The organism is Pseudomonas sp. BIC9C, from assembly GCF_034541995.1.
Lineage (GTDB): Bacteria > Pseudomonadota > Gammaproteobacteria > Pseudomonadales > Pseudomonadaceae > Aquipseudomonas > Aquipseudomonas fluorescens_CC.
On the sequence record NZ_JAWDGM010000002.1, the window covers coordinates 231,311 to 254,268 of the forward strand.

The 22,958-nt window shown below is 62.7% G+C and carries 21 protein-coding genes; 7 read left to right on the top strand and 14 right to left on the bottom strand.

Annotated features, from left to right (window positions below; all coding sequences use genetic code 11):
* Nucleotides 1-6 precede the first annotated feature (6 nt).
* On the top strand, nt 7-1,041 hold the full coding sequence (gene dmpG, locus RS887_RS11175; protein ID WP_322615433.1) for a 4-hydroxy-2-oxovalerate aldolase: 1,035 nt from the start codon (nt 7-9) through the stop codon (nt 1,039-1,041).
* Nucleotides 1,042-1,308: 267 nt separating this feature from the next.
* Here dmpG and RS887_RS11180 read toward each other — a convergent pair whose 3' ends face one another.
* The 5 genes from RS887_RS11180 to RS887_RS11200 all read right to left on the bottom strand — a co-directional run bounded on the left by RS887_RS11180 (nt 1,309) and on the right by RS887_RS11200 (nt 4,790).
* Nucleotides 1,309-1,455, bottom strand: coding sequence for a hypothetical protein (locus RS887_RS11180; RefSeq protein ID WP_322615434.1), 147 nt, complete (start codon nt 1,453-1,455; stop codon nt 1,309-1,311).
* A gap of 390 nt (nt 1,456-1,845) precedes the next feature.
* A complete protein-coding gene (gene nudE, locus RS887_RS11185; protein ID WP_322615435.1) occupies nt 1,846-2,394 on the bottom strand; it encodes an ADP compounds hydrolase NudE in 549 nt (182 codons plus the stop codon).
* Between the two features lie 86 nt (nt 2,395-2,480).
* Nucleotides 2,481-3,335, bottom strand: a complete 855-nt coding sequence (locus RS887_RS11190; protein ID WP_322615436.1) for a helix-turn-helix transcriptional regulator — start codon at nt 3,333-3,335, stop codon at nt 2,481-2,483.
* A 2-nt stretch (nt 3,336-3,337) separates the two neighbouring features.
* Nucleotides 3,338-3,610, bottom strand: coding sequence for a hypothetical protein (locus RS887_RS11195; protein WP_322615437.1), 273 nt, complete (start codon nt 3,608-3,610; stop codon nt 3,338-3,340).
* A 136-nt stretch (nt 3,611-3,746) separates the two neighbouring features.
* The gene (locus tag RS887_RS11200) at nt 3,747-4,790 is read right to left on the bottom strand and encodes a Rieske 2Fe-2S domain-containing protein (protein ID WP_322615438.1); all 1,044 of its coding nucleotides are present in this window, start codon (nt 4,788-4,790) and stop codon (nt 3,747-3,749) included.
* 146 nt (nt 4,791-4,936) lie between these two features.
* Here RS887_RS11200 and RS887_RS11205 point away from each other — a divergent pair, with 146 nt between their 5' ends.
* The 4 genes from RS887_RS11205 (at nt 4,937) to RS887_RS11220 (ending at nt 8,544) form a co-directional block, all read left to right on the top strand.
* Nucleotides 4,937-5,776 (top strand): SDR family NAD(P)-dependent oxidoreductase, encoded by an 840-nt coding sequence (locus RS887_RS11205; protein ID WP_322615439.1) that lies wholly within the window; start codon nt 4,937-4,939, stop codon nt 5,774-5,776.
* A complete protein-coding gene (locus RS887_RS11210) occupies nt 5,763-6,689 on the top strand; it encodes an alpha/beta hydrolase (RefSeq protein WP_322615440.1) in 927 nt (308 codons plus the stop codon). The genes RS887_RS11205 and RS887_RS11210 overlap by 14 nt, the downstream gene beginning before the upstream one ends.
* The gene (locus tag RS887_RS11215) at nt 6,686-7,801 is read left to right on the top strand and encodes a 3,4-dihydroxy-2-butanone-4-phosphate synthase (protein WP_322615441.1); all 1,116 of its coding nucleotides are present in this window, start codon (nt 6,686-6,688) and stop codon (nt 7,799-7,801) included. Before RS887_RS11210 ends, RS887_RS11215 begins: the two co-directional genes overlap by 4 nt.
* A 284-nt stretch (nt 7,802-8,085) precedes the next feature.
* The gene (locus tag RS887_RS11220) at nt 8,086-8,544 is read left to right on the top strand and encodes an REP-associated tyrosine transposase (protein WP_322615442.1); all 459 of its coding nucleotides are present in this window, start codon (nt 8,086-8,088) and stop codon (nt 8,542-8,544) included.
* A 244-nt stretch (nt 8,545-8,788) separates the two neighbouring features.
* Here RS887_RS11220 and surE read toward each other — a convergent pair whose 3' ends face one another.
* The 3 genes from surE to RS887_RS11235 all read right to left on the bottom strand — a co-directional run bounded on the left by surE (nt 8,789) and on the right by RS887_RS11235 (nt 12,824).
* Nucleotides 8,789-9,766 (bottom strand): 5'/3'-nucleotidase SurE, encoded by a 978-nt coding sequence (surE, locus tag RS887_RS11225; protein ID WP_322615443.1) that lies wholly within the window; start codon nt 9,764-9,766, stop codon nt 8,789-8,791.
* 77 nt (nt 9,767-9,843) lie between these two features.
* Nucleotides 9,844-11,223 carry a DUF1329 domain-containing protein gene (locus RS887_RS11230; protein ID WP_322615444.1) on the bottom strand — a complete coding sequence of 460 codons (1,380 nt, stop codon included), beginning with the start codon at nt 11,221-11,223 and terminating at the stop codon, nt 9,844-9,846.
* Nucleotides 11,224-11,246: 23 nt separating this feature from the next.
* Nucleotides 11,247-12,824 (bottom strand): DUF1302 domain-containing protein, encoded by a 1,578-nt coding sequence (locus RS887_RS11235; protein WP_322615445.1) that lies wholly within the window; start codon nt 12,822-12,824, stop codon nt 11,247-11,249.
* Nucleotides 12,825-13,090: 266 nt separating this feature from the next.
* Here RS887_RS11235 and RS887_RS11240 point away from each other — a divergent pair, with 266 nt between their 5' ends.
* The gene (locus RS887_RS11240) at nt 13,091-14,833 is read left to right on the top strand and encodes an FAD-binding protein (protein WP_322615446.1); all 1,743 of its coding nucleotides are present in this window, start codon (nt 13,091-13,093) and stop codon (nt 14,831-14,833) included.
* On the top strand, nt 14,830-15,708 hold the full coding sequence (locus tag RS887_RS11245; protein ID WP_322615447.1) for an SDR family NAD(P)-dependent oxidoreductase: 879 nt from the start codon (nt 14,830-14,832) through the stop codon (nt 15,706-15,708). The genes RS887_RS11240 and RS887_RS11245 overlap by 4 nt, the downstream gene beginning before the upstream one ends.
* Before the next feature lie 251 nt (nt 15,709-15,959).
* On the opposite strand, the gene RS887_RS11250 is transcribed toward RS887_RS11245, so the two are convergent.
* From RS887_RS11250 to RS887_RS11275, 6 genes are all read right to left on the bottom strand, one after another.
* Nucleotides 15,960-17,540: a FadD3 family acyl-CoA ligase gene (locus RS887_RS11250; RefSeq protein WP_322615448.1), complete on the bottom strand. Its 1,581-nt coding sequence runs from the start codon at nt 17,538-17,540 to the stop codon at nt 15,960-15,962.
* Between the two features lie 72 nt (nt 17,541-17,612).
* Complete coding sequence (locus tag RS887_RS11255) at nt 17,613-18,359, bottom strand: SDR family oxidoreductase (protein ID WP_322615449.1); 747 nt, start codon at nt 18,357-18,359, stop codon at nt 17,613-17,615.
* 212 nt (nt 18,360-18,571) lie between these two features.
* The gene (locus RS887_RS11260) at nt 18,572-19,657 is read right to left on the bottom strand and encodes a ferredoxin--NADP reductase (RefSeq protein ID WP_322615450.1); all 1,086 of its coding nucleotides are present in this window, start codon (nt 19,655-19,657) and stop codon (nt 18,572-18,574) included.
* 13 nt (nt 19,658-19,670) lie between these two features.
* Nucleotides 19,671-20,426, bottom strand: a complete 756-nt coding sequence (locus RS887_RS11265; RefSeq protein WP_322615451.1) for a glucose 1-dehydrogenase — start codon at nt 20,424-20,426, stop codon at nt 19,671-19,673.
* Nucleotides 20,414-22,093: an FAD-binding protein gene (locus tag RS887_RS11270; protein ID WP_322615452.1), complete on the bottom strand. Its 1,680-nt coding sequence runs from the start codon at nt 22,091-22,093 to the stop codon at nt 20,414-20,416. Before RS887_RS11270 ends, RS887_RS11265 begins: the two co-directional genes overlap by 13 nt.
* Nucleotides 22,094-22,102: 9 nt before the next feature.
* The gene (locus RS887_RS11275; RefSeq protein WP_322615453.1) at nt 22,103-22,618 is read right to left on the bottom strand and encodes a flavin reductase family protein; all 516 of its coding nucleotides are present in this window, start codon (nt 22,616-22,618) and stop codon (nt 22,103-22,105) included.
* Between the last annotated feature and the right edge of the window lie 340 nt (nt 22,619-22,958).

The window sequence follows — 22,958 nt, forward strand, 5'->3', positions numbered from 1 at the left end:
ATTGCCATGAATTTGCAAGGTAAGAGCGTCCGTCTGCATGACATGAGCCTGCGTGACGGCATGCACGCCAAACAGCATCAGATCAGCCTGGAACAGATGGTGTCGGTGGCCACCGGCCTCGATGCCGCGGGTGTGCCGCTGATCGAAATCACCCACGGCGATGGCCTGGGCGGTGCGTCGCTGAACTACGGTTTCCCGGCCCACAGCGACGAGGAGTATTTCGCCGCGGTGATCCCGCAGATGAAACAGGCCAGGGTCTCGGCCCTGTTGTTGCCGGGGATCGGCACCCTCGACCATCTGAAGATGGCCCACGAACACGGCGTGTCGACCATTCGCGTGGCCACCCACTGCACCGAAGCGGACGTGTCCGGCCAGCACATCGGCATGTCGGCGAAGATGGGGCTGGACACCGTCGGCTTCCTGATGATGGCGCACATGGTCAGCCCGGAGAAACTGCTGGAGCAGGCGCGGTTGATGGAAAGCTACGGCGCCAATTGCATCTATTGCACCGACTCGGCCGGCTACATGCTGCCCGATGAAGTGACGCAAAAAATCGGTGCCCTGCGTGCCGGGCTGAATGCCGGGACTGAAGTCGGTTTCCACGGCCACCACAACATGGGCATGGCCATCGCCAACTCCCTGGCCGCCATCGAGGCGGGTGCTGCACGGATCGACGGATCGGTTGCGGGGCTTGGCGCGGGAGCGGGCAATACGCCGCTGGAAGTGTTCGTCGCGGTGCTCGAGCGCATGGGCGTCAACAGCGGCGTCGACCTGTACAGGATCATAGACGTGGCCGAAGACCTGGTGGTGCCGATGATGGACCAGCCGATCCGCCTCGATCGCGATGCGCTGACCCTGGGTTACGCCGGGGTCTACAGCTCGTTCCTGCTGTTCGCCAAACGCGCCGAGCAGAAGTACGGCATCGCCGCTCGCGAACTGCTGGTGGAACTGGGGCGACGTGGCACCGTGGGCGGGCAGGAAGACATGATCGAAGACCTGGCGCTGACCTTGTCGCGGGCGCGGGGCGTGTTGCCGACCTGATCCCGGAGAAACACAAAAACCACCGATGATTCGGTGGTTTTTTTATGGCTGTTGCGAACCGCGCTCAAGGCAGCAGATTGCGCACCACTGGGGGATAACAGTTGATGGCCGCACTCGAACATCTGAAGTAGGCCGATTCTGTTGAAAAAGTCGGCCATGGTTTGCGCATCAGAAAAGGACGCGCCCGAGATTGAAATCCTTACTTTTGGCAGAGGCTTCCGGACTCGGATTTCACGTAGCAGCGTGCAAAAAAGGCATTTTCACTAGTCAATGATCAGGCAATTTGGGCAGACCGACTTTTTCAACAGAATCGGCCGTGCCCGGTCGGTAGGCTTCATTCTTGAACAGTTGGCACAGGCTGGCGGAGCTGCCGGCACAGACGAGGATGAACAGGGCGCAGGTAGCTTTTCGCATGGCGAGCCTCGGTACGGATTTTTGTAGTTGTAGCGATACGGTATGACGGCGGGTGGCGCGTGGCTTCGTCCGAATGGACTAGTTGATGACTGGAGAACCCGGCAGACACTTTGTGGGAGCGTCCCCGGGATCTGTGCCTGGCCGAGATCCCCTGTGGGAGCGAGCATGCTCGCGATGGCGGCGGGCCAGGCGATGTAGATGTTGGCTGTGCCGGCCTCTTCGCGGGCAAGCCCGCTCCCTCAGGCTTGTTGGGTGTTCCCGGGATCTGTGCCTGGCCGAGATCCCCTGTGGGAGCGAGCTTGCTCGCGATGGCGGAGTGTCAGGCGATGTGGATGTTGGATGTGCTGGCCTCATCGCGAGCAAGCTCGCTCCCACAGGTACTGATGGATGTCAGGTTCGTCGGGCGAGGGCGGCCATGGCCATGAACAACGCTGCAATGGCCCGGGCTTCATGCAGTTCGCCGCGGGCCACCAGTTCGGGGATATGGGCCAGGGGCACTCGCAGGCATTCCAGGGGTTCGGGTTCGTCGCCTTGCAGTTGGCAGGGGCTCAGTTGTTCGGCCAGTACCACCTTGTAGCGATGGCACAGGTGTCCAGGTGCCAGTGTCAGCTCGCCCAGTTCGGTGAGGCGCTCGGCGCGCATGCCGACTTCTTCACTCAGCTCGCGCTGCGCTGCCTGCAAATAGTCTTCATCAGGCTCAGCGCCGCCCTTGGGCAGGCCGAGTATGGTTTTTTCCACACCGACCGCGTATTCGCGCACCAGCAACACATGTTGCGGATCGGGCATCGCCACCAGCATCACCGAGCGATAACCGGTGCCGCGCAGGCGTTCGTAGACCCGCTGCTGGCCGTTGCTGAATTGCAGGTGCAGGGCTTCGATCTGAAAGTGGCCGCTTTGCGCCAGCAGTTCAGTCTTGAGGATGGTTGGGCAGTTGCGCATGGGGCAGTCCCCTGTTTGGGATAAAGACACTGTGCGCTGTACAACGCAGGCCGCCACCGTCCGAGCGGACGAGGTGGCAAGGGCCCCTAGCCGAGGGTCGCCACGCTACGCAGGATCAGGCGCACCAGCATGGTCTGGCGGGTCACGCCGGTCTTGGAGAAGGTCGAGCGCAAGTGTGCTCGCGAGGTGTTGCGGCTGATGCCCAGCTCTTCCGACGCTTCGTCGAGGGTCAGGCCGTTGGCCAACAGCATCGCCAGTTGGGTTTCCGCCGGGGTGAAGTCGAACAGCGCGCGAACGATTTCCTGCGGTGCCGTGGACTGTTGCTCCGGGTCGCTGATGAAAATCACCACGGTCGGGCACTGTTTGCCCTCGCTCCAGTCGGTCAATGGCACCGAACGCACGATGATCCCCAGGTCGGCTTTCCCGGACGGCCGCTGCACGCGCAGGGCTTCGACCACCGACGGGTTGCTGCTCTTTTGCGACAGCAGTGACTGCTTGACCAGTCGCCGGAACTCCTGGGTGTCCCGGGCCGTACCGACCTGCAGGCCATCGTTGACCAGTTTGATGCCATCCTTTTCCTGGATCAGCCGGTCGGCGACCTGGTTGGTCTGCAACACCTTGCCGGACTCGTCGAGGATGATCGTGCCGACCGCCATCTGGTTCACTGCGCCGGCGTAAAGATTGCGCTCGGCTTCGATGCGGTTGAGCTGCATATGGATCTTGATCGAGCGCTCCAGGTGCGGAATGAAATGCGTGAGCATGGCCTTTTCTTCATTGCCGAAGGGCTTGTCGTCACGTCCGCGACTGATGCGAATGCGGCACTGGGCGCCGTCGATCGTGTTGATGTCGGCACCGAGGATGTGGAACACGTCCACAGGCTCAAGGAAATTCTTGTAGAACTCGGAGTTCTGCCAGTCGTCGTTGGAGACGAATTCGGCCAAGGTCACGACCGGCGGTTGGGCAGGTCGACAAACGGGTCGAGGCTGAAAAAGTGCTTGTTATAGGACGCGGTCGCCTCGGTCGAGGTGCCGGTGGTGTTGACCATCAAGCCGTCCACGTGGGCGCTGGGCGGACGCAGGATGAAGGTCACGTACTTGCTGTGCAGGTGTACGTTGAGTTGATTGAGAAAGGTGGCCCACGGAATGTTTTCCAGCGGACCCTGATAGAGGTTGCCGATCAAATCACTGAACGTATCGAGGCTGAGGCTCTGCTGCATGGGGAAAAACCGTTTTTATTATTAGCGTTGGCGGTGGCCGAGAATAAGCGCCGGTATCGACTCCTTGCAACGCTCGGGCTCAGGGCCTGACGGGCGGCTGCCGGTCAGGCCCGGGGCGGGCGAAAAGTCGCTGACGTCAGACCGTTTCGCCGGCGCGCACGACAAACTTCTTGTGGTCCTTTACGTCCGCCGATAGCGCCTGGACGTCGGTGTAGAACTGTTCGTACCAACGGCGCAGCTGATAGACCGGACCGTCACCGTCGCACAGCAGCGGGTTGTCGACGCGAGTCTTGCTGTGCCAGATGGCCACGTCTTCGTAGAAGGCTGCCTGAGCCTGCGCCACGTAGGCCTTGGCCATCGCCTGGTTCTGCTCTTCGCTGAGCCCCGGGATCTTTTTCACCAGCACGCCATAGCGCAGGGTGAAGCTGTCGAGGTCGATCGGCACGTGGCAGTTGAGCAGGATCGAGTGGATCGGCTGGCCGTTCATGGCACCGTTCATTTCGGTGATCTGATAGGCCGGGCCGAAATAGGTGGCTTCTGTAGTCAACACGCTGTCGCCGGACAGGCGCTCACTGCGCGCGCGCATGATCTGGGTCGCCAGGTGGCCTTCGAAAATGTTGATGAACTCTTCGACCGGTGCGCCATGCACGGTGCCGAAGTGCGCCATGTCGGCGATGTTGTCGATCAGTTCGCGGCAGTTGGTACCAATCTGCAATTCGGCGACTTCCCAGGCGGCCCACTCGTCGCTGAAGCAAGCGTCGATGCGCGGAATGCGTTGTTCGTGCAGCGGTGGGTTGCCTTCGGGGTCATTCCAGACGAACAGCAGCTGGTTCTCTTCCATGATCGGCCAGCTTTTGATTTTGGCCCGTGGCGGAATGCGCTTGGCATAGGGGATGTCATCGCACACGCCATCGGCGCCCCAGCGCCAGGCGTGGAACGGGCAGCGGATCGAGTTGCCTTCAACGCAACCGGTGCTCAGGTCAGCACCCATGTGCGGGCAGTAGCCATCGAGGATATGCAGCTCGCCGTCTTCACCCTGAAACGCCACCAGACGGGTGCCGAACACCTCCAGGCGATGGGCCTTGCCGTCGCGGTATTGCGCGGCCAGGCCCAGGCAATGCCAGCCACGGGCGTAGCGGTCTTCCAGCAGTTTGGCTTCGATGCGGTGCAGGGTACTCATCTTGTTGTTCTCCCAAGGGCTCACGGGTTTGGCGCATGTAACGGATTCTGCCGCCCCTGTAAAAGCGGGCATCGTCTGAATGGACGATGGCTGCTTCAAGCAGGCCCGCTCTACTGGCGCCATTGGACCCATGGCAGGAGTTGGCGATGAGTGATGAACAAGGGCCGGTAGCGGTGATTACCGGGGCCGCCAGTGGTATTGGCCGTGGCCTGGCCGAACACGCGGCGACGCTTGGCATGCGCCTGGTGCTGGCGGATCGGGATGCAGCGGGCCTGCAAGCCCTGTGCGACGAATTGACGGCCGGCGGTGCGCAAGCGATTGCCTGCGTCACCGATGTCGGTGATGTGCAGCAGGTCGAGCGCTTGCGTGACCGGGCTGTCGAGCACTTTGGCGGGGTCAATCTGCTGTTCAACAATGCCGGCGTGATGCAGACCGGCTTCAGTTGGGAAATCACCGAGGCGCAATGGCAGCGCATGCTGAACGTCAACCTCAACGGTGTGATCAACGGCATTCGCTGCTTTGTGCCGCTGCTGCTCAGTCAGGGCCGGGCAGCCCATGTGATCAACACCGCGTCCCTTGCTGGGCTGGTCAGCAGTCCGTTGATGGCGCCATACAACGTGACCAAGCAGGCCGTGGTCGCGCTCTCGGAAACCCTGCATTACGAACTCGCGATGATCGGCGCACCGGTGTCGGTGTCGGTACTGTGCCCGGGGCCGGTGGCCAGTGAAATCATGGCGTCGAACCAGGTGGTGGACACCGCCGGATCCGATTTCAGTCAATTGCTCGACAGCAGCATTCGCCTGGGCATGACCCCGGCTGAACTGGCCACGCAGGTGTTCGCCGCCGTCGCGCAAAAACGTTTCTGGATTCTGCCCCACAAGGGGTTCAAAGCAGCCCTTGAACGGCGGGTACAAAGCATTCTGGGCGAGACCAATCCGCAATTTCAGATGGCCGACGTAGAGGACGATGCCCATGCCGCTCGATAAGCAGATCGCTGGCGTACTCCAGCAGTTTCGCGACATCCCGGAACCCGATTTCAGCCAGGTCGATGCCGCTCAGTACCGGCAGTTTTCCGACAACCTGCTGCCGGCCATCCCCGGCGATCCGATGAGCGAGGTGCGCGACTTGCGGGTGGCCGGCGCGGACGGCGAACTGGATGCACGGCTGTATCGGCCCTCGGATGAGCCCGATCTGCCATTGCTGGTGTTTTTCCATGGCGGCGGTTTCCTCATGGGCAATCTTGATACCCACGACAATCTTTGTCGCTCACTGGCCCGCCAGACCGGGGCGGTGGTGGTGTCTGTCGCCTACCGATTGGCCCCGGAACACCCTTTCCCGGCGGCGCCCCTCGATTGTTATGCCGCCACCTGCTGGCTGGTCGAACAGGCCGCCGAACTCGGCATTGATGGCCGCCGACTGGCCTTGGCCGGCGACAGTGCCGGGGGCAATCTGGCGCTGGCGGTCAGCCGCTTGGCAGTGCAACGGCAGTGGCCGAAAGTCCGTCATCAGTGCCTGTTTTATCCGGTGACCGATGCGGCGTGCGACAGTCCTTCGTTCGACGACTTCGCCGACGGTTATCTGCTGTCCGCCGGGATGATGCGCTGGTTCTGGCAGCAGTATTTGCAAGAGGGCGGGCAGGCGGATGATCCGCTGGCTTCGCCATTGCGCGCCGAGAGCCTGGACGGTTTCCCACCAACCACCCTGATTACCGCCGAGTTCGACCCGCTGCGTGACGAAGGCGAGGCGTTTGCCCAGGCATTGCGCGAAGCCGGAGTGTCGGTGCGGGTGCAGCGCTGCGAAGGCATGATCCATGGTTTTGTCAGCATGGCGCCGTTTGTCGAGCGTGCGGCACAGGTGTTGTCCGAGGCCGCGATCGAACTGCGCGGGGCACTCAAATGAGCAGTGTGGCCTTTAACACGATACCGCAATTGATCGAGGCCATCGGCGCCGGCCGGATGGTGGTGATCACCGACGACGAAAACAATGGTGAAGGCTCCTTGCTGATGGCCGCCGAACAGGCCGGGGCGGAGGCTGTCACGTTCATGGCGGTACAGGCCCGCGGGCTGATTTGCCTGGCCCTGACCGAACAGCGCTGCCGTGCGCTGGGCCTGGACCTGATGGTGCCCAATTCCCGGGCGCAACACGGCGTGGGGTTTACCCGCTCGATCGAGGCGGCCACCGGGGTGTCTACCGGCATCTCGGCGGCGGACCGGGCGCGGTCGATCCAGGTGGCGGTCGACCCGGCCAGCGGTCCGGCGGACCTGGTGCAACCGGGGCATATCTTCCCGGTGCAGGCCTTGCCCGGTGGCGTGATGCAGCGGGCCGGGCATGTCGAGGCCGCCTGCGACCTGACACGTCTGGCGGGCCTGCAACCGGCGGCAACCCTGGTGGGGATTCTCAACGAGGACGGCGAGCTGGCCCGAGGTCCCGAGTTGCACGAGTTCGCCCAACGGCATGGCTTGCGGATCGGCACCATTGCCGACCTGATTCACTACCGCATCCTGCATGAAGGCACGATCGAGCGCGGCGGCGAATACCCCTTGCACACCCGCCACGGCGAGTTCCAGGTGACGACCTATCAGGATACCTACCAGGGTTCGTTGCACCTGGCGCTGGTCAAAGGCCGGATCGACAGCACCCAGCCAGTGCTGGTACGGGTGCAAAGCATCGAGACGTTGCGTGACGTTCTGGGCTGTGAAAGTGAAGGCGGGTCACAACAGTGGACCCTGGAACGTTCGCTGGCGAGCATCGCCGCCGCCGGTAACGGCGTACTGGTGTTGCTGGCACAAAAGGAAACCGCTGACAGCGTGCTCGAGCAGTTGCGCCAGCGCAGCGGCGGCAAACTGCGTACACCGCAGTTTCCGCAACGGACCCTGGGCATCGGCGCACAGATCCTGCGGGACCAGAACGTGCGCAAAATGCGCCTGATGAGCTCACCGGTGCCCTACAAGGCGGTGTCCGGGTTCGATCTGGAAGTGACCGAGTTTGTGCCGTTCCAACCGGCAGTCTGAAGTAAACACAAAACCTGTGGGAGCGAGCTTGCTCGCGATAGCGGTCGGTCGGTCAACATCAATGTTGAATGTGCCGGCCTCATCGCGAGCAAGCTCGCTCCCACAGGTTTGATGGGTGTACGCAATATCTGCGAGCAACCGAAATCATTGTGGGAGCGAGCTTGCTCCGGGCGGCGTTCCGACGATAGCTATAGATTGGTCACATCCAGTTAACAGTCGATCCCATGCCCAAGCATCCACCGGTCTAGCCTTCCTCCTGAATTCACCATGGAGAGGGCAAAGGAATGCCTGAGTTACCCGCCTCACATCGCCTGCGCACAGGCCGCTATCCTGAACCCAACAGGATTTACCTGCTGACGAGCAACACGCTGGACCGAGAACCGGTGTTCAAGGATTTCGGTCTGGGCAGGCTGCTCGTCAAGCAATTTCAATATGCACAGGAACAATACTGGGCGAACTCTTTAGCCTGGGTCGTCATGCCCGATCATTTTCATTGGTTGATCGAGCTGCAGCAGTGCTCACTCAGTCAGCTGATGCAAAAAACCAAATCATTGAGTACGCGGGCCGTGAACATGTCCGTCGGACGTAAAGGCAGTCTTTGGCAGCAGGGCTATCACGATCGGGCGTTGAGGCGGGATGAGGACCTTGTAAAGCTCGCTCGATATGTCGTCGCCAACCCGTTGCGCGCGGGGTTGGTGGAGAAGCTGGGCGATTATCCGCTGTGGGATGCGATATGGGTTTGATCCGTAACCACGTTGCCTCCATCGCGAGCAAGCTCGCTCCCACAATGTTTTTTGGATACCCGTAGATGTTGGGTACACCTGATAGCCCTGTGGGAGCGAGCTTGCTCGCGATGGCGGAGTGTCAGTCGACATCCATTTTGAATGTGCCGGTCTCATCGTCGGATCGCCGCCCGGAGCAAGCTCGCTCCCACAAAGATTTCGGTTGTTCGCAGATGTTGCGTATACCGGCGAGGGTCGCATTGGCTTAAGGTTTGATGCCGCGCAACATCTTCTTTGCCCGATCCTGCACCGCCTCCGGTGCGGTCATGTTGCCGTCGATCACGGTGATCACCGCATGGCCTTGCCACAGTTGATAGGCATCAGCCTGTTGCTGGACTTCGGTCGGTGTCGACGGCGCGGCCAGATTGACGTGGACCACGCCGTCGGCGCCGCGCTGTGAGGTGAAGCTCACGCGATCCCAATTGCCGATCGGGGCAAAGCTTACGCCTTTGACTTCGCCTGGCGGCAGCGGCGGGTAGTTGAGGTTCAAGCCGTTCACCCCCGGCAGACCCAGTACATTGAGCTCGCACGAGTGTTTGTTTTTGGCGCAAGCCTGTCTGGCTTCTGCGCCGGCCAGGCTCGCCTGTTCTATGACGTTCACCGCAAACCGCGCCGTATCGTCCATCGCGCCAAGGGTCTTGCGATAGCCGGCCTGCTGGTCGCGGATGATCAGGTCCATGTCGATGGCCGTGGACACCGCCACCGCTGGTATCCCCTTGAACATCGCGCGTACTGCGGCGTTCAGGGTGCCGGACATTTGCGTCAGCGGGCCGACGTTTTCGCCGAAGTTGCTGCCGGATACCACCAGATCTGGCGGCGAATCCTTGAGGATCACGTCAAGGCCGACATTGACCGCATCCACTGGCGTACCGATGGCAGAGGTCTTGCCGGCAGGCGGGGTGTAGCCTTGCGGTGGTCCGACGCAGAATTTACCCGGCGCCAATTCGGTTACCGCCAGGGCCTGGCCGGGCACGACCACGCTGGCGGCGCTGATGCCGCTGCTGTCGTTCAACGGGCCGACCAGCGTGACCTTGTGCCCGGCTGCGGTCAGGGCGCGGTACATCGCATCGATGCCGGGTGCACGGCAGCCATCGTCGTTGGTCAGCAGGATGTTCAGGGCGTTGGCTTGCATCGACAGGCCAACGCTGGCCATGGCGATGACGCCGGTAAGGCGTTTGTTCATGGGCAGTCTTCCGTGGGAGGCGCGGATTTTACAAAGATAACGCCCCGACCGAATGAATCGGCCGGGGCGTTCAGGTTTCAGCGGGTGCCGAGTTTGCGCAGGTTGCCAGGGGTGAATTCGTCTTCGGTGAAGGCGGTGGCGTTGAGCTTGGCCGGTTTCTGATCGACCAGCATGCGGTCAACCAGGTAGGAGCCGGCGATCAGGTCGTGGTAGATCCCGAGGCGGGCGTGGTAGCGCTGCATCTCGTAGGCGTAGATCGAGGTCTGCATGTTGGTGCGCCACAACTGGCCGCGGCTGTCGTAGTTGTCGGCCATGGTCGCGGACCAGGTGTCCTCGTCCAGGTACAGCACGCGCTTGGCGTACACGTGGCGGGCACCTTCCTTGAGGTTGGCCTGCAACACCCAGACGCGGTGTTTCTCGTAGCGCATGTACTGCGGATCGACGTGACCGGTGGTGTCCAGGATCTGGTCGGCCGTTACGCTCGGGTCGTCGATCTTGTAGTTGTGGTACGGAATGTAGATTTCCTTTTTGCCGACGATGGTCCAGTTGTAGCGGTCCGGCGCACCGTTGAACAAACGGTCTTCGTCGTACACGCGAAAACCTCCCGCGCCGGTCGGCGAGTCATAACCCACGGTCGGTGCGCGACGAACCCGGCGTTGCCCCGGGCTGTATTGCCAGGCCTGGCGCGGCGAAGCGGTCGGATTGATGAACTCGTGACCGACCACGATCTCGCCTTTCTTGCGCACCGGTTCCAGGGTGGTGAGCAGGAAGTGTGTGAATACACCGTTCGCGGCCTCCGGGGTTTTGTCCGGGCTCGACCAGATCGAGAAGATCTTGTAGTTGACCTCTTCCAGCACCTTTTCCTTGTTGGAGTACACCACCGCCTGGCCGTAGTTGGCCTCTTCAGTGCTGGCGCGCCCCTGCAAGGTATGGTTGAACATCAACTCGCTGCCGTTCTTCGGGATCGGGAACGGCGAGGCACCCCAGGCGTTTTTCGTGTCGTTGTTGTCATTGTCGAGTTCGGCAGTGACGGCGTTTTTCTTGATCTGGTCTTCCAGGCGCTGATCGAGGCGGAAGTCGCGGTGGCTCGGGTACACCGGGATCTTGAACGTATCCGGGTATCGCTTGAACAGCGCTTTCTGGCCATCGGTCAGGTTGTCGGCGTACTTGTCCATGTTCTTCGAATCGATCACGAACAGCGGTTTTTCCGCGGCGTACGGGTCCGGGTACGGCGTGCCGGGACCGGCGTACTTGAGTCCCGGTGGCAGGCCGCGCCATTTGCCGGACCAGGCGGGGATGCTGCGGTCGGCATTGCCGGCTTTTTCTGCACCCATCGGGGTCAGGTCCTGGCCCAGGCGGGCGGCTTCTTCGGGGCTGACCTTGGCGTAGGCCAGGCCACTGCCGAGCAGGCCGACGGTCAACGCGGTGCTCAATAATGTTTGGGTGAATCTGGACATGCTGTGCTCCTCCGATTGGGGAATCAGAACCGGTACTTGAAGTTGAGCGCGACGTTGTCGCGGTCGGCCAACGGGCTGTTGTTGGCGTTGCCGAGGTAGGCGTTGTAGCGGGCCTCGACGGTGAAGTTGCCGAGGTATCGCCACGAGCTGCCGATACTGGCGCGGTTATCGTTCTGGCCGGCGTTGATCGAGCCGACCATCGAACTGTCACCGTGGGCGGCGGCGCTGAAGGTGACCGGCACCGACATGTCCCATCCGCTGAACACGTCGTTGTAGTCAAAGTTCGCCTGCACCGTGTAGCCCCAGGCATCGCGGTCATAGACCAGGCTGTCGGTGCCCGGCAGCGAGAAGCCCGGTGCCAGGGTTACCGGCTGCGACTTGTCGTTGCTGATCACGGTGTTGTAGACCACCTCGCCGGTCAGGGTGGTGTTGTCGGCGAAGGACGTCGGGCCGACCACGTAGATCAGTGACGTCTGCGCCTGCATGGTTTTGCCACGCACGGGGCTGGAGAAACCGTTGTTGACCATCACCGGCGTACCGTCGCGGTAGCTGACTTCGCCGGCCCAGCTGACGTCGCCCAGCACGGTGGCGAAGCTCGCACCGAACAGGTCGATGTTGTCGAAATAGCGCACCTGGTAGCGCCCCAGGGTCGAGGCGAAGTCCAGCGATGGGGTCTTGTCGTGGTAACGCGAGTAGTAGATGCCGAACTCGGTGTTGTTCAGCGACTCGGCGGCGTAGGTGAAGGCCAGGCCGTACTGGCCGCTGTCACTCGGTTTGTCGTCCTTGAGGCGGGTGACGAAACCGGAGGCGTCGTTGAAGCCACCCTCATCGATGAAGTCGGTAGTGGAGAAGTAGCTGCCCACGCCGAACAGCTCGGTCTTTTCCCACTTGTATTGGTAGTAGGCCTGGATACCCAGGCTTTCGGTCAGTGCAAACTGGGTGAACAGCTGGCCGACTGGCAGCAGGATTTCCTTGACCTCGACACCCGGGGTGGTCGCCTTGGTCGCGTCCACCGGGCTCTGGGCCGCGGAAATGCCCGGGTAGAACAGGCTCTCGCCCCAGCTCACCACCTGGTTACCCAGGCGCGCGTTGAAGGCGTGGCCGCTCAGGTCCCAGGTGCCATAGGCGTAGTAGTCGAGCATGCGCAACTCATTGCGGTGCTGGTCGATGGTGTCCTGGGAGAAGCGGTCGGGTTGGCTGCAATGGCCACCGGCGAAGCAGTTGGACGTGCCGGTGGTGTTGTCGTTGTCCTGATCGTAGACGTTGTCGTAGAAACCGGTCGCCCGGACAAACACGCCGTAGTCATCCTGCCACTTGATGTTGGCTTCGGTGAGAAAGCCGCTGCGGTTGTTGATCAGGCTGCCTTTGTCGAACGCGTTGTCGCCGTCGTTGGCGTTGGCATTGGCGGTCAGTTTGTGATCGCGCGACTCGGTCCGCCAGGCGAGGCTGTACGTCAGTGTGGTGTCCCAGTCGATGCTCAAGTCTTCGCTTGGCTGAAAACTCATGGCATTCACGTGAGCGCTTAGTCCGCTAGCCAGCAACAGCAAAGCCAGCTGTACGCGAGGGTGCTGTGTTGGTGGGGCGATTATTGTTTTTATCATGTCGTCCTCATGGCCCAGGTCAGACCTGCCCGACCTGCATTTCAGGGGGGTGATTGGTGCTGTGGGCGACTATGGAGTCACGACTTACGCGCAACATCGTCCAAGCGGACTACGCGATTTGCAGGGGGCAGTTGCGGTGCTCGCCTTAGTCCCATCGGACGATGAACACCCGGCGCGCGCGGCGAACAATCCCGAGACCGACTGCACCGGGCGAAGATCCGGCGGTGGCGGTTTCTGCCTGATGGGCGCTGAACAAGGGTGATCGCATGAACGCTGCCGGGATCAAATGGGACGAGTGCTGTGATGTGTTGGTGGTTGGCTCGGGAGCCGGGGGCATGACCGCTGCGCTGCGCGCCCATGACCTGGGCCTGAATGCGCTGCTGATCGAAAAGAGCGGCGAGTACGGCGGCACGTCGGCGGTATCCGGTGGCGGCATCTGGATCCCGGACAACCATCGGATCAAGGCCCTGGGCGGCAGTGATTCGGCGGCCGAAGCGATTGCCTATATCCGTGCGGTGACCCACGGCGAGATCGACGACGGGCGCATCGAAGCCTATGTCGAGCACGGTCGGGAGATGGTCGAGTACCTGGAAAAACACACCCGCGTGCGCTTCGAGGCGCAACCTCGTTACGCCGATTACTACCCCGAAGTCGAAGGCGGCAAACCGGGTTATCGCTCGATGGATCCGCAACCGTTTGACGCCGCCGAACTGGGCGAAGAATTTTTGCGCATGCGCGCGCCGTCCCCCGGCACCCTGATGATGGGGCGCATGGCGATGACCATGAAAGAGGCGCAAGTGCTGCTGTGCCGTGGCCCCGGCTGGTTGCGCCTGACCCTGCGGGTGATGTGGCGCTACTGGCGTGACCGCGAGGGGCGGCGCTTGTCCCGCCGCGACCGCTACCTGACCCTGGGCAATGCCTTGATCGGGGCCTTGCGCTGTTCGTTGCAGGATCGCGGCAAATCGCTGTGGCTCAACTGTGCACTCGAAGAACTGCTGTTGGTCGGCGACCGGGTCGGTGGGGCTCGGGTCAATCGCAACGGCCAGTTGCTCAACGTCAAGGCGCGCTACGGCGTGATCATCGCCGCCGGTGGTTTCGAGCGTAATCAGGCGATGCGCGAGCAGTACCTGCCACAGCCATCCCGGGCCAACTGGAGTGCCACGCCGCCCAACAATACCGGCGACGGCATTCGCGCCGGCCAGGCCATCGGCGCGCGCACCGCGTTGATGGAACACAGCTGGTGGGCACCGACCACTTACGTCAAGGGCGAAGAAAAGCAGCGTGCGCTGTTCGTTGAACGAACCTTGCCCGGGTGCGTGATGGTCAACGCGGCGGGGGAGCGTTTCGTCAATGAAGCGGCGCCCTACACCGATATCGTTTATGCGATGTACGCCAACAACCGCGAAGGCGCCGCGAGCGTACCGTGCTGGATGGTGTTCGACGCCGAGTTTCGGCGCAAGTACCCGTGCGGCGCCTTGCTGCCGGGTTATGCCCAGCGTGATTGGCAATTGCCCGAGCATCTGCGCGACTACTTCCACAAGGCGTCGAGCCTGGAAGAACTGGCGACGAAAATCGGCGTCGACGGCGCCGGACTGGTGCGCACGGTGCAGCGTTTCAACGGCATGGCCGTGCAGGGCCTCGACGAGGATTTCCACAAGGGCCAATCACTGTTCGACCGCTATTACGGCGACCCGAACGTGCAACCCAATCCGTGCCTGGCACCCTTGCTCAAGGGGCCGTTCTACGCCGTGCGCATCGACGCCGGTGACATCGGCACCAAGGGTGGCCTGCTGACCGACGTGCACGCCCGCGTGTTGCACGAGGACGGGCAAGCGATCAACGGCCTGTATGCCATCGGCAACAGCGCTGCTTCGATGATGGGTCGCACCTATCCGGGGGCCGGTTCGACCATCGGCCCGGCCATGACCTTCGGTTACCTGGCGGCCAATCACATCAAGCGCCAGAGCGAAACCGCTTCAGCGAAAACCTTGTTCGGGAGTGTTGAATGAACAGCCAGCGTTCACAGATAGCCGTAGTCACCGGCGCCAGTCGCGGCGTGGGGCAGGGCATTGCCCTGGCCCTTGGGGCGGCGGGCATGACGGTGTATGTCACCGGTCGTGCGCCGGCGCAGGGCGGGTCGAACTTGTACGGGCACGCCTTGCGTGGCTCGCTGGAGGACACCGCCGCCGCGATCACCGCCGCCGGTGGACGCGGGATCGCGGTGGTCTGTGACCACGCCGATGACACGCAGGTTCGGGCGCTGTTTACCCGTGTGGAGGATGAGTGCGGGCATCTGGATTTGCTGGTGAACAACGCCGCGTTCATCCATGACCAGTTGATCGAGCCAGGGCCGTTCTGGGCCAAGCCGCTGGAGCTGGTGCGCATTCTCGACGTCGGTCTGCGCTCGGCCTACATCGCCAGCTACTACGCCGCGCCGCTGTTGCTGAAAAGTGCTCAAGGCCTGATTTGCTTCACTTCGTCATTCGGCGCCGGCTGCTACATGCACGGCCCGGCGTACGGCGCGCAAAAGGCCGGCGTCGACAAGCTGGCGGCCGACATGGCGATCGATTTCGAAGGGCAGGAGGTGGCGGCGCTGTCGCTGTGGCTCGGCCCGCAACTGACCGAACGCACGAAGATTGCCGGCGAGCAGCATGGCGAGCAGTACCAGGCGTTTCTGGCCCATGCTGAAACCCCGCAATTCAACGGGCGGGTGATTCATGCCTTGCTCAATGATCCGCAGTTGATGGCGTTATCCGGGCAGACCCTGATCACCGCCGAAATCGCCCCCGGGTACGGCATCAGCGAAGCCGAAGGCCGCCAGCCACCGTCCCACCGCGCCATGCTCGGCGACCCGCGCCAGCAGCATCCGGCGCGGGTGATTTGATCCGTCGAGGCATATACAAAAACCTGTAGGAGCGAGCTTGCTCGCGATGGTCTATCAGTTGCATTGATGTCGACTGACACTCCGCTATCGCGAGCAAGCTCGCTCCCACAGTTGATTTGTGTCGGACGCGAAGCCTGTGTACACCCCCGAACACTGTGGGAGCGAGCTTGCTCGCGATGAGGCCGGCAAATCCAGCATTGATGTCGGCTGACACACCATCGCGAGCAGGCTCGCTCCTACAGGGGTTGCGTTTAGTCGGCTGGCTGCAGTGCCCACTCGCGCAACACATTCTTGGTCACTTTCCCCGCCGCATTGATCGGCATGCTCTGCAACACCTGCACCCGGCGCGGAACCTTGTAGTTGGCCATCTGCTCGCGGCACCAGGCGAGGAATCGCGCCTGCTCGATCTCGATGCCCGGAGCGGGCAGCAGGAACGCCATCGCCACCTCACCCATGCGTTCGTCGGGAATACCGATCACGGCTGCCTGGGCCACGCCCGGATAGGTCAGCAGGCACTGTTCGATTTCCGCCGGGTACACGTTGAAGCCACCGGTGATGAACATGTCTTTGAGGCGGTCGGTGATGCGCAGGTAACCCTGTTCGTCGAGCATGCCGATGTCGCCGGTGTGCAGCCAGCCGTCGGCGTCGAGTATTTCCTGGCTGGCTTCGGGGTTGTTGAGATAACCCTGCATCAGGTTGTAACCGCGGATCTGCACTTCACCGGGGATGTTGGCCGGCTGGCTGCGACCGTTGCTGCCGACACAGCGCACTTCCACCCCCGGCATCGCCCGGCCACTGGTGTTGGCGACGAGTTCTGCCGAGTCGCCGGAGCGGCAGATCGTGGCGAAACCGCAGACTTCCGTCAGGCCATAGGCGGTGACGATGGTGGCGAATCCGAGTTCGTCGCGCATGCGGTGGATCATCTCCACCGGGATCGCCGCCGCCCCGGTCACCGCCACGCGCAAGGAGCTCAGGTCGAACTCGTTGCGTTGCGGATGGGCAAGCAACGATTGATACAGCGTCGGTGGCCCGGGCAACACGCTGATGCGTTCACGCTGCACGCATTCGAGCACGGCCTGCACATCGAACACCTGCTGCGGCAGGAGGGTGCAGCCGCGCATCAGTGCTGCCAGCCAGCCGGCCTTGTAGCCGAAGGAATGGAAGAACGGATTGACGATCAGGTAGCGATCGCTCTCGCGCAAACCGACAATATCGCTCCAGTCGCGCACGATGTGCAGGTTCTGGCCGTGGCTGGTCATCACGCCTTTGGGTTTGCCGGTAGTGCCGGAGGTGAACAGCACGTCGGACAAGGCCTGCGGGCCAACGCTCTGTTCGCGGGTGCGCAAGGCCAGTTGCGGCACGTCGGTCGCCAGGTCCATAAAGCGCTGCCACGCCAGGGTGCCCGAATTGGCGCCGCGCAGGCTGACGATGTGGCGCAGCTCAGGCAGGTCTTCCGACGCCAGCATGCCGGGGTAGTCCGTGCCGAGGAATTGGCCGATGGCAAACAGTACGCAGGTGCCGCTTTCGCGCAGGATGTAGCCGGCCTCGCTGCCCTTCATCCGGGTGTTGAGCGGCACCAGGGCAGCGCCGACACTTTGCAGGGCGCCAGCGGCAACGATCCACTCCCACACGTTGGGTGCCCAGATCGCCACGCGGTCCCCGACCTGTACGTCGAGGGCCAGCAGCGCGCGGGCCGCCTGGCGGCGCAGTTGGTCGAGTTGTCGGTAGCTGATGGCGTGGCCCGCGTCCTCGATGGCCGGGCGGTCGCCGTAGGCCTGGGCAGCGTTGGCGAACAGTTGAGCGATGGTCAGTGCGGTGGCGACAGGCGGCATGGGGCCTCCCCGGTTAGAAGACATGTGCGAAAAAGGGAGTTGGCCGGGCAGGGCGCCCGGCCGGATTGCGAATTACTGGGCGGGCGGGGCGAAACGGCGGCCGGCGGAGAAGCCACCGTCCACGGCAATCATCTGGCCGCTGACAAAGGAGGCTTCGTCGGACGCCAGGAACAGCGCGACGTTGGCCACTTCTTCCGGTTGCCCGGAGCGGCTGAGCATGTGCTGCGAGGCGAAGAAGGCGTGGAACGCGTCGTTGTCACGGACCATGCTGGTCATCGGCGTCTCGATCAGGCCCGGGCACAGACCGTTGACCCGAATGTTGGCGTAGCCGTAGTCGATGGCCATCGAGCGGGTCAGCTGGTTGATGCCGCCCTTGGACACGTTGTAGGCGACGTTGCCGTCGCAGCCTTGCAGGCCGAAGATCGAACCGACGTTGATGATCGAGCCGCCGCGTTGCGACACCATCGACTCCAGCGCGTACTTGCTGGTGAGCATGCTGCCGGTCAGGTTGATGTCCATCACCCGTTGCCAGTTGGCGGTGGTGGTCTGGGTCACGCTGCCCTGGTCGGCGACGCCGGCGGCGTTGACCAGTACATCGATGCGCCCGAAGCGGCTGATGACTTCTTGCATGACCTGCTGCACCTGCGCTTCGTCGCGCACGTCCAGGGTCATGAACAGGCCGGGAAAGTCTGCCGGTGCGCTGCCGATGTCCAGCCCGACCACTTGCGCGCCTTCGGCCGCGAAACGGCGCACGCAGGCCAGGCCGATCCCCGAAGCGCCGCCGGTGACCACCGCGACCTTATTCTGCAAACGAGCCATAACTGCACCTCTTTATTGTTGTGGGCTAATGCTGTGGCCGAGTCTAACCGCAGACCCGGTCCGAGTGATCGTCCATTGGGACTAAGCAGGTCTGTGGGAGCGGGCTTGCTCGCGAAGGGGCGGCAACCTTGACATCATCGTTGTCTGACACCCCGCCTTCGCGAGCAAGCCCGCTCCCACAATTGACCGCATTCCCCCGTAGGAGCGTACCCTCAATCGGGGAATTTGAGGCGTACACGGGCTCCGGTCGGGCGGCTCTGGCAGGCCAGGGTCCAGCCTTCGGCCAACTCCTTTGGGGTCAAGACGTCGTTGCGCGCCAACTGGACTTCACCTTCCTTGACCACGCACATGCAGGCCCCGCAAAAGCCTTCTTCACAGGACGATGGCACGTCCAGGCCCGCCGTCTTGCAGCTTTGCAGCAGGGTATCGCCGGGTTGGCAGGCAATTTCGTGTTGCTGACCGTCGAGTTCGACGATTAGCACTTCGCACTGCGAACCCATCGCTGCCTCGCGGGCGAGGGCTTCTTCGGCCAGCAGTTCATCCGGGTCCGGCGGTGAGACGAAGCGCTCGACATGGATGCTGTCGGCGGCCTCGCCCAATGCCAGCAGGGTACGCTCCACGGTGTCCATGAACGGTCCCGGCCCGCAGATAAAGTAGTCGCCGCCGGCCGATCCGCGCAGCAGATGACGGACCTGATGGTCCGTCAGAAATCCCTGCACCGAATCGAGGACGTGCACCACGTGCAGTTGATCAGGATGCGCCTTGATCAACCGGCACAGCTCGTCCTTGAAAATCACCGACGCTTCATCGCGGTTGGCGTAGATCAATCTGATCGGCCGCCGGCTGCTGTGCAGCACCGATTTGAGAATGGAAAACACCGGGGTGATGCCCGAACCACCACCGAACAATACCAAGGGCTTTTCGGTGTCCGCCGACTGCTGCGGATCCAGGCAGAAATGCCCGGCCGGTGGCAACACCTCCAGCCAGTCGCCGACCTGCACTTCGTTCATCCTGTTCGACACCCGGCCACCGTCGACCCGTTTCACCGTGACCTTGGGCAGCGCATCCGCCAGGGGCGAACTGGCCATGGAGTAGCAGCGGGTCAACAGTTTGCCGGCGAAGGGCACGCGAAAACTCAGGAACTGGCCCGGTTTGTAGCGAAAGCGCTCACGCAGGTTTGGCGGAATGTCCAGCACCAGCGAGCGCGCATCGGCGGTCTCGTCGATCACCGCGCACACTTGCAATGAGACGCTCGCCGTCGTGTGTTCGGCCGGGGTCAAGTTCTGTTGCGTGCCCATGTTCACCTCGGCCTCAGAGCCCGCTGATCAGTTGGGCGTTGTCGACGCGGATCTCGGCACCGTTGACGAACCGCGATTCGTCGGTGGCGAGGAACAGCACCACGTTGGCAATGTCCCGTGGCGCGGCCATGCGGTTCATCGGGTCCTGGTCCAGCGCTTCCTGCGGGATCGCCTGACCACCGGCCAACGCCTGGGTCATCGGCGTGTTCACGCCGTCCGGGTGCACGCTGTTGCAACGGATACGGTAGCCCTGTTGCTTGCAGTGCAGGGCAATGGAACGAGTCATCGCCGCCACCGCGCCCTTGGACGCCGAGTAGGCGCAGAACATCGGCATCGCGCCCAAGGCCGCAACCGACGACATGTTGATGATTGAACCGCCACCGTTTTCCTTCATGGCCTGGATCGCGTATTTGCAGCCGAGGAAGTAGCCGTCGCCGTTGATCTTCTGCACCTTCTGCCACAGCTCCAGCGTGGTGTCTTCGATGCTGCCCAGGGCCAGGATCGCGGCGTTGTTGATCAGTACGTCGAGACGGCCGAAGTGTTCGACGGTGGTCTTGACCACGTGTTGCCAGTCGCTTTCGCTGGCGATGTCGTGGCGGATAAACAGCGCATTGGCGCCGATTTCCGCGGCGACCTGGCGACCGGCTTCTTCGTTGAGGTCGGTCAGTACCACCTTGGCGCCTTCGCGGGCCAGCAGCAGGGCGTCTTCGCGACCGATGCCGCTGGCGGCGCCGGTGATGATGCAGACTTTGCCTTCTACACGTTGCATTGTTGTTCTCCTGATCGTGCGGTTTGAAGTGCGAATTGGTCGGCCACATGGGCGGCAGCCCGGCGACCGGAATAGATACAATCGGCCAGGGACAGGCCGGAGACATACAGGTTGGAGGCGACGCCGACCGCGTTGCGGCCGGCGCTGTACAGGCCATGGATCGGCTGGCCGGCGTGGTCCAGCACCCGACCGCTGGCCTCGCAGACTTTCAACCCGCCCAGGGTGATGACCGGGCAGGGGAACAGTTTGCTGTCGAATGAAAGATCGAGGGCGTACCACGGGCCCTGGTCGAGGTTGGCGAGCATCGCCGCGGATTTGCCGAACTCGTCAGCAACTTCGCCGCGTGCTGCACGGGAATAGCGCTCGACACTCTGGCGCAGCAGCTCGGGCGGCAGGTTGCAGCGTTTGGCTAATCCGGTGAGGCTGTTACTGCGTTTAGCGTTGAACAGCAAGTTGAGCAGCACCGGCAGGCGCTGGAAATTCCAGACTTTGCCCGGGCCGACCTGACTGAGTGCTTCCCGAACCAGCGCCCGATTGAGAATGAGAATGGCCCGGCCGTCCTGTTCTTCGACCATGGCGTGGCCGAGGGTCGCTCCATAGATTTCTTCGTTGGCGTAGCGCTGTCCGCGGGCATTGACGATCAGCCCGCGGGCCCAGGCCAGTGGCGGGTTGATGAAACGCCAGGCACTGACCTTGTCCATCCGCGCCACGCTGCCACCGGCACTCTGGCCCAGGGCGATGCCGCTGCCATTGCACCCGGTGGCGCCCAGCGGCAAACCGGCCAGGTATTGCGGTGCGTGTTGGCGCACCAGATCGCGATTGAAGATAAAACCGCCGCTGCTCAGCAGCACTGCCTGTTCGGCGCGAATCAATTGGCGAATGGCGCTGGTCTGTTCGATGCGCCGCTGACGGGCGCGCAAGCGGTCGGCCAACGCTGGAGCGTACATATGAATGGCCGCGGCCCAACGCGACAGACGCGCATGCTGCCGGGCCGCGCGGCTGCCGGAAGGCAACTGCCAGGCTTCGACACCGAGGACTTTGTCGTCGAGGTCGAGCACCAGCCGCCGCACTTCGCACTGGCTGCGCAGGCGTGCACCGTGACGCAAGGCGCTGGCCTTGAGCGGGACGAACAGGCTGGCGCCGGACATGCCCGGACCTTTGGTGCGGTGGCCACGGGGCGCCGGTTTGGCGCTCACGGCATAGGCCGGCACGGCTTCGTTGCCGGAGTAATAGAGGTAGTACTGGTCACTCGGGTACGAGGTTTTGTGCGGCGGCACGCTGGCTTCGAAGGCTGCGCCCTGACGTTCCAGCCAGGCCAGTTGCTCGCGGCTGCCGTCGCAGAAGTCCTTCAGGGTTTCACCACTGACGGCCTCGCCCACTTCCTGACGCAGGTAATTGAACATGGCTTCGCTGGTGTCTTCATAGCCGGCCTGGCACTGATACGGCGTGCCACCTCCGGCATAAACAACGCCGCCGCTGAGCGCTGTGGCGCCGCCTCCTTCGAAACGGTCCAGGGCCAGTACCGAGAGGCCTCGACTGGCCGCTTCGATGGCGGCACAGGCGCCGGCACCGCCGAAACCGACCACCAGCAAGTCGCAGCGATCATCCCATGGCAACTGGTCGGCGCTGTTCACTCGCAACGCCGTCAACCCGTTCACGCCGTCCATGCCCAGGCCTCAGCCGGTGACAGCGAAGGAGGGGGTGGGTTTGGCGGTGGTGGTGTAGCTGCCGTCGAGGTAGACCAGCGGGGTGATGGCGTCGCTGGTGTGGATCTGCAAAATGCGCCCGATGAACACGGTGTGGGTGCCGTAGCTGAAGTGGCCGTCCTGACGGCAGAGGATCGCCGATTGCGCGTCACTCAGGTAAGGAATGCCGCCGGGGCTGGTCAGCCAGTTGCCACGGTCGAAACGCGCTTCGCCCTTGATCGCGCCGCTGCATAGGTGTGCGAGGTCTTGTTGTTCGACGCCGAGGATGTTGACGCAGAAGTCGGCGCCGGTCGCCAGTGCGGCGTGGGGCGAGGCGGTCTTGTTGACGCAGATCAGCAGTGATGGCGGCTCGGTGCTCAGTGAGTCGACCGCGGTGGCGGCCATGGCGAAGCGTTCGGAGCCGTTGCTGGTGCTGATAATGGTGACTGACTTGGCCAGGCGGCGCATGGCCTGGAGCATGTCGGCTTTGAGGTTGGCGTCGTTCATCGCACTGGGCCTTTTTTTGTTGGGGATTGGGTGCGATGGATTCTTGCTCTGACGTCTAGCTGTAACATCGTCCGAGGGGACTAGGCCTTGGTGACCTTGGCGGCCTCCGGGCCGACCAGGTTGTTGGTTGACTGTGTACATATCCGTTTCTTCGGTAACGGCCACTTATGGTTTCGCCCTTACGGCGACTCACTTTTTTTGACAAACGCCTCAAAAAAAGTAAGCAAAAAAAACGCTCGCCCCGAACGTACGGCCTCTCGCCAAGGCTCGGGGTTCCTTCGCTCCGGCATTCATCCGGGGGCATTGCCCTACGGTTTGCTTCGCTGCACCTCCCTGCAAT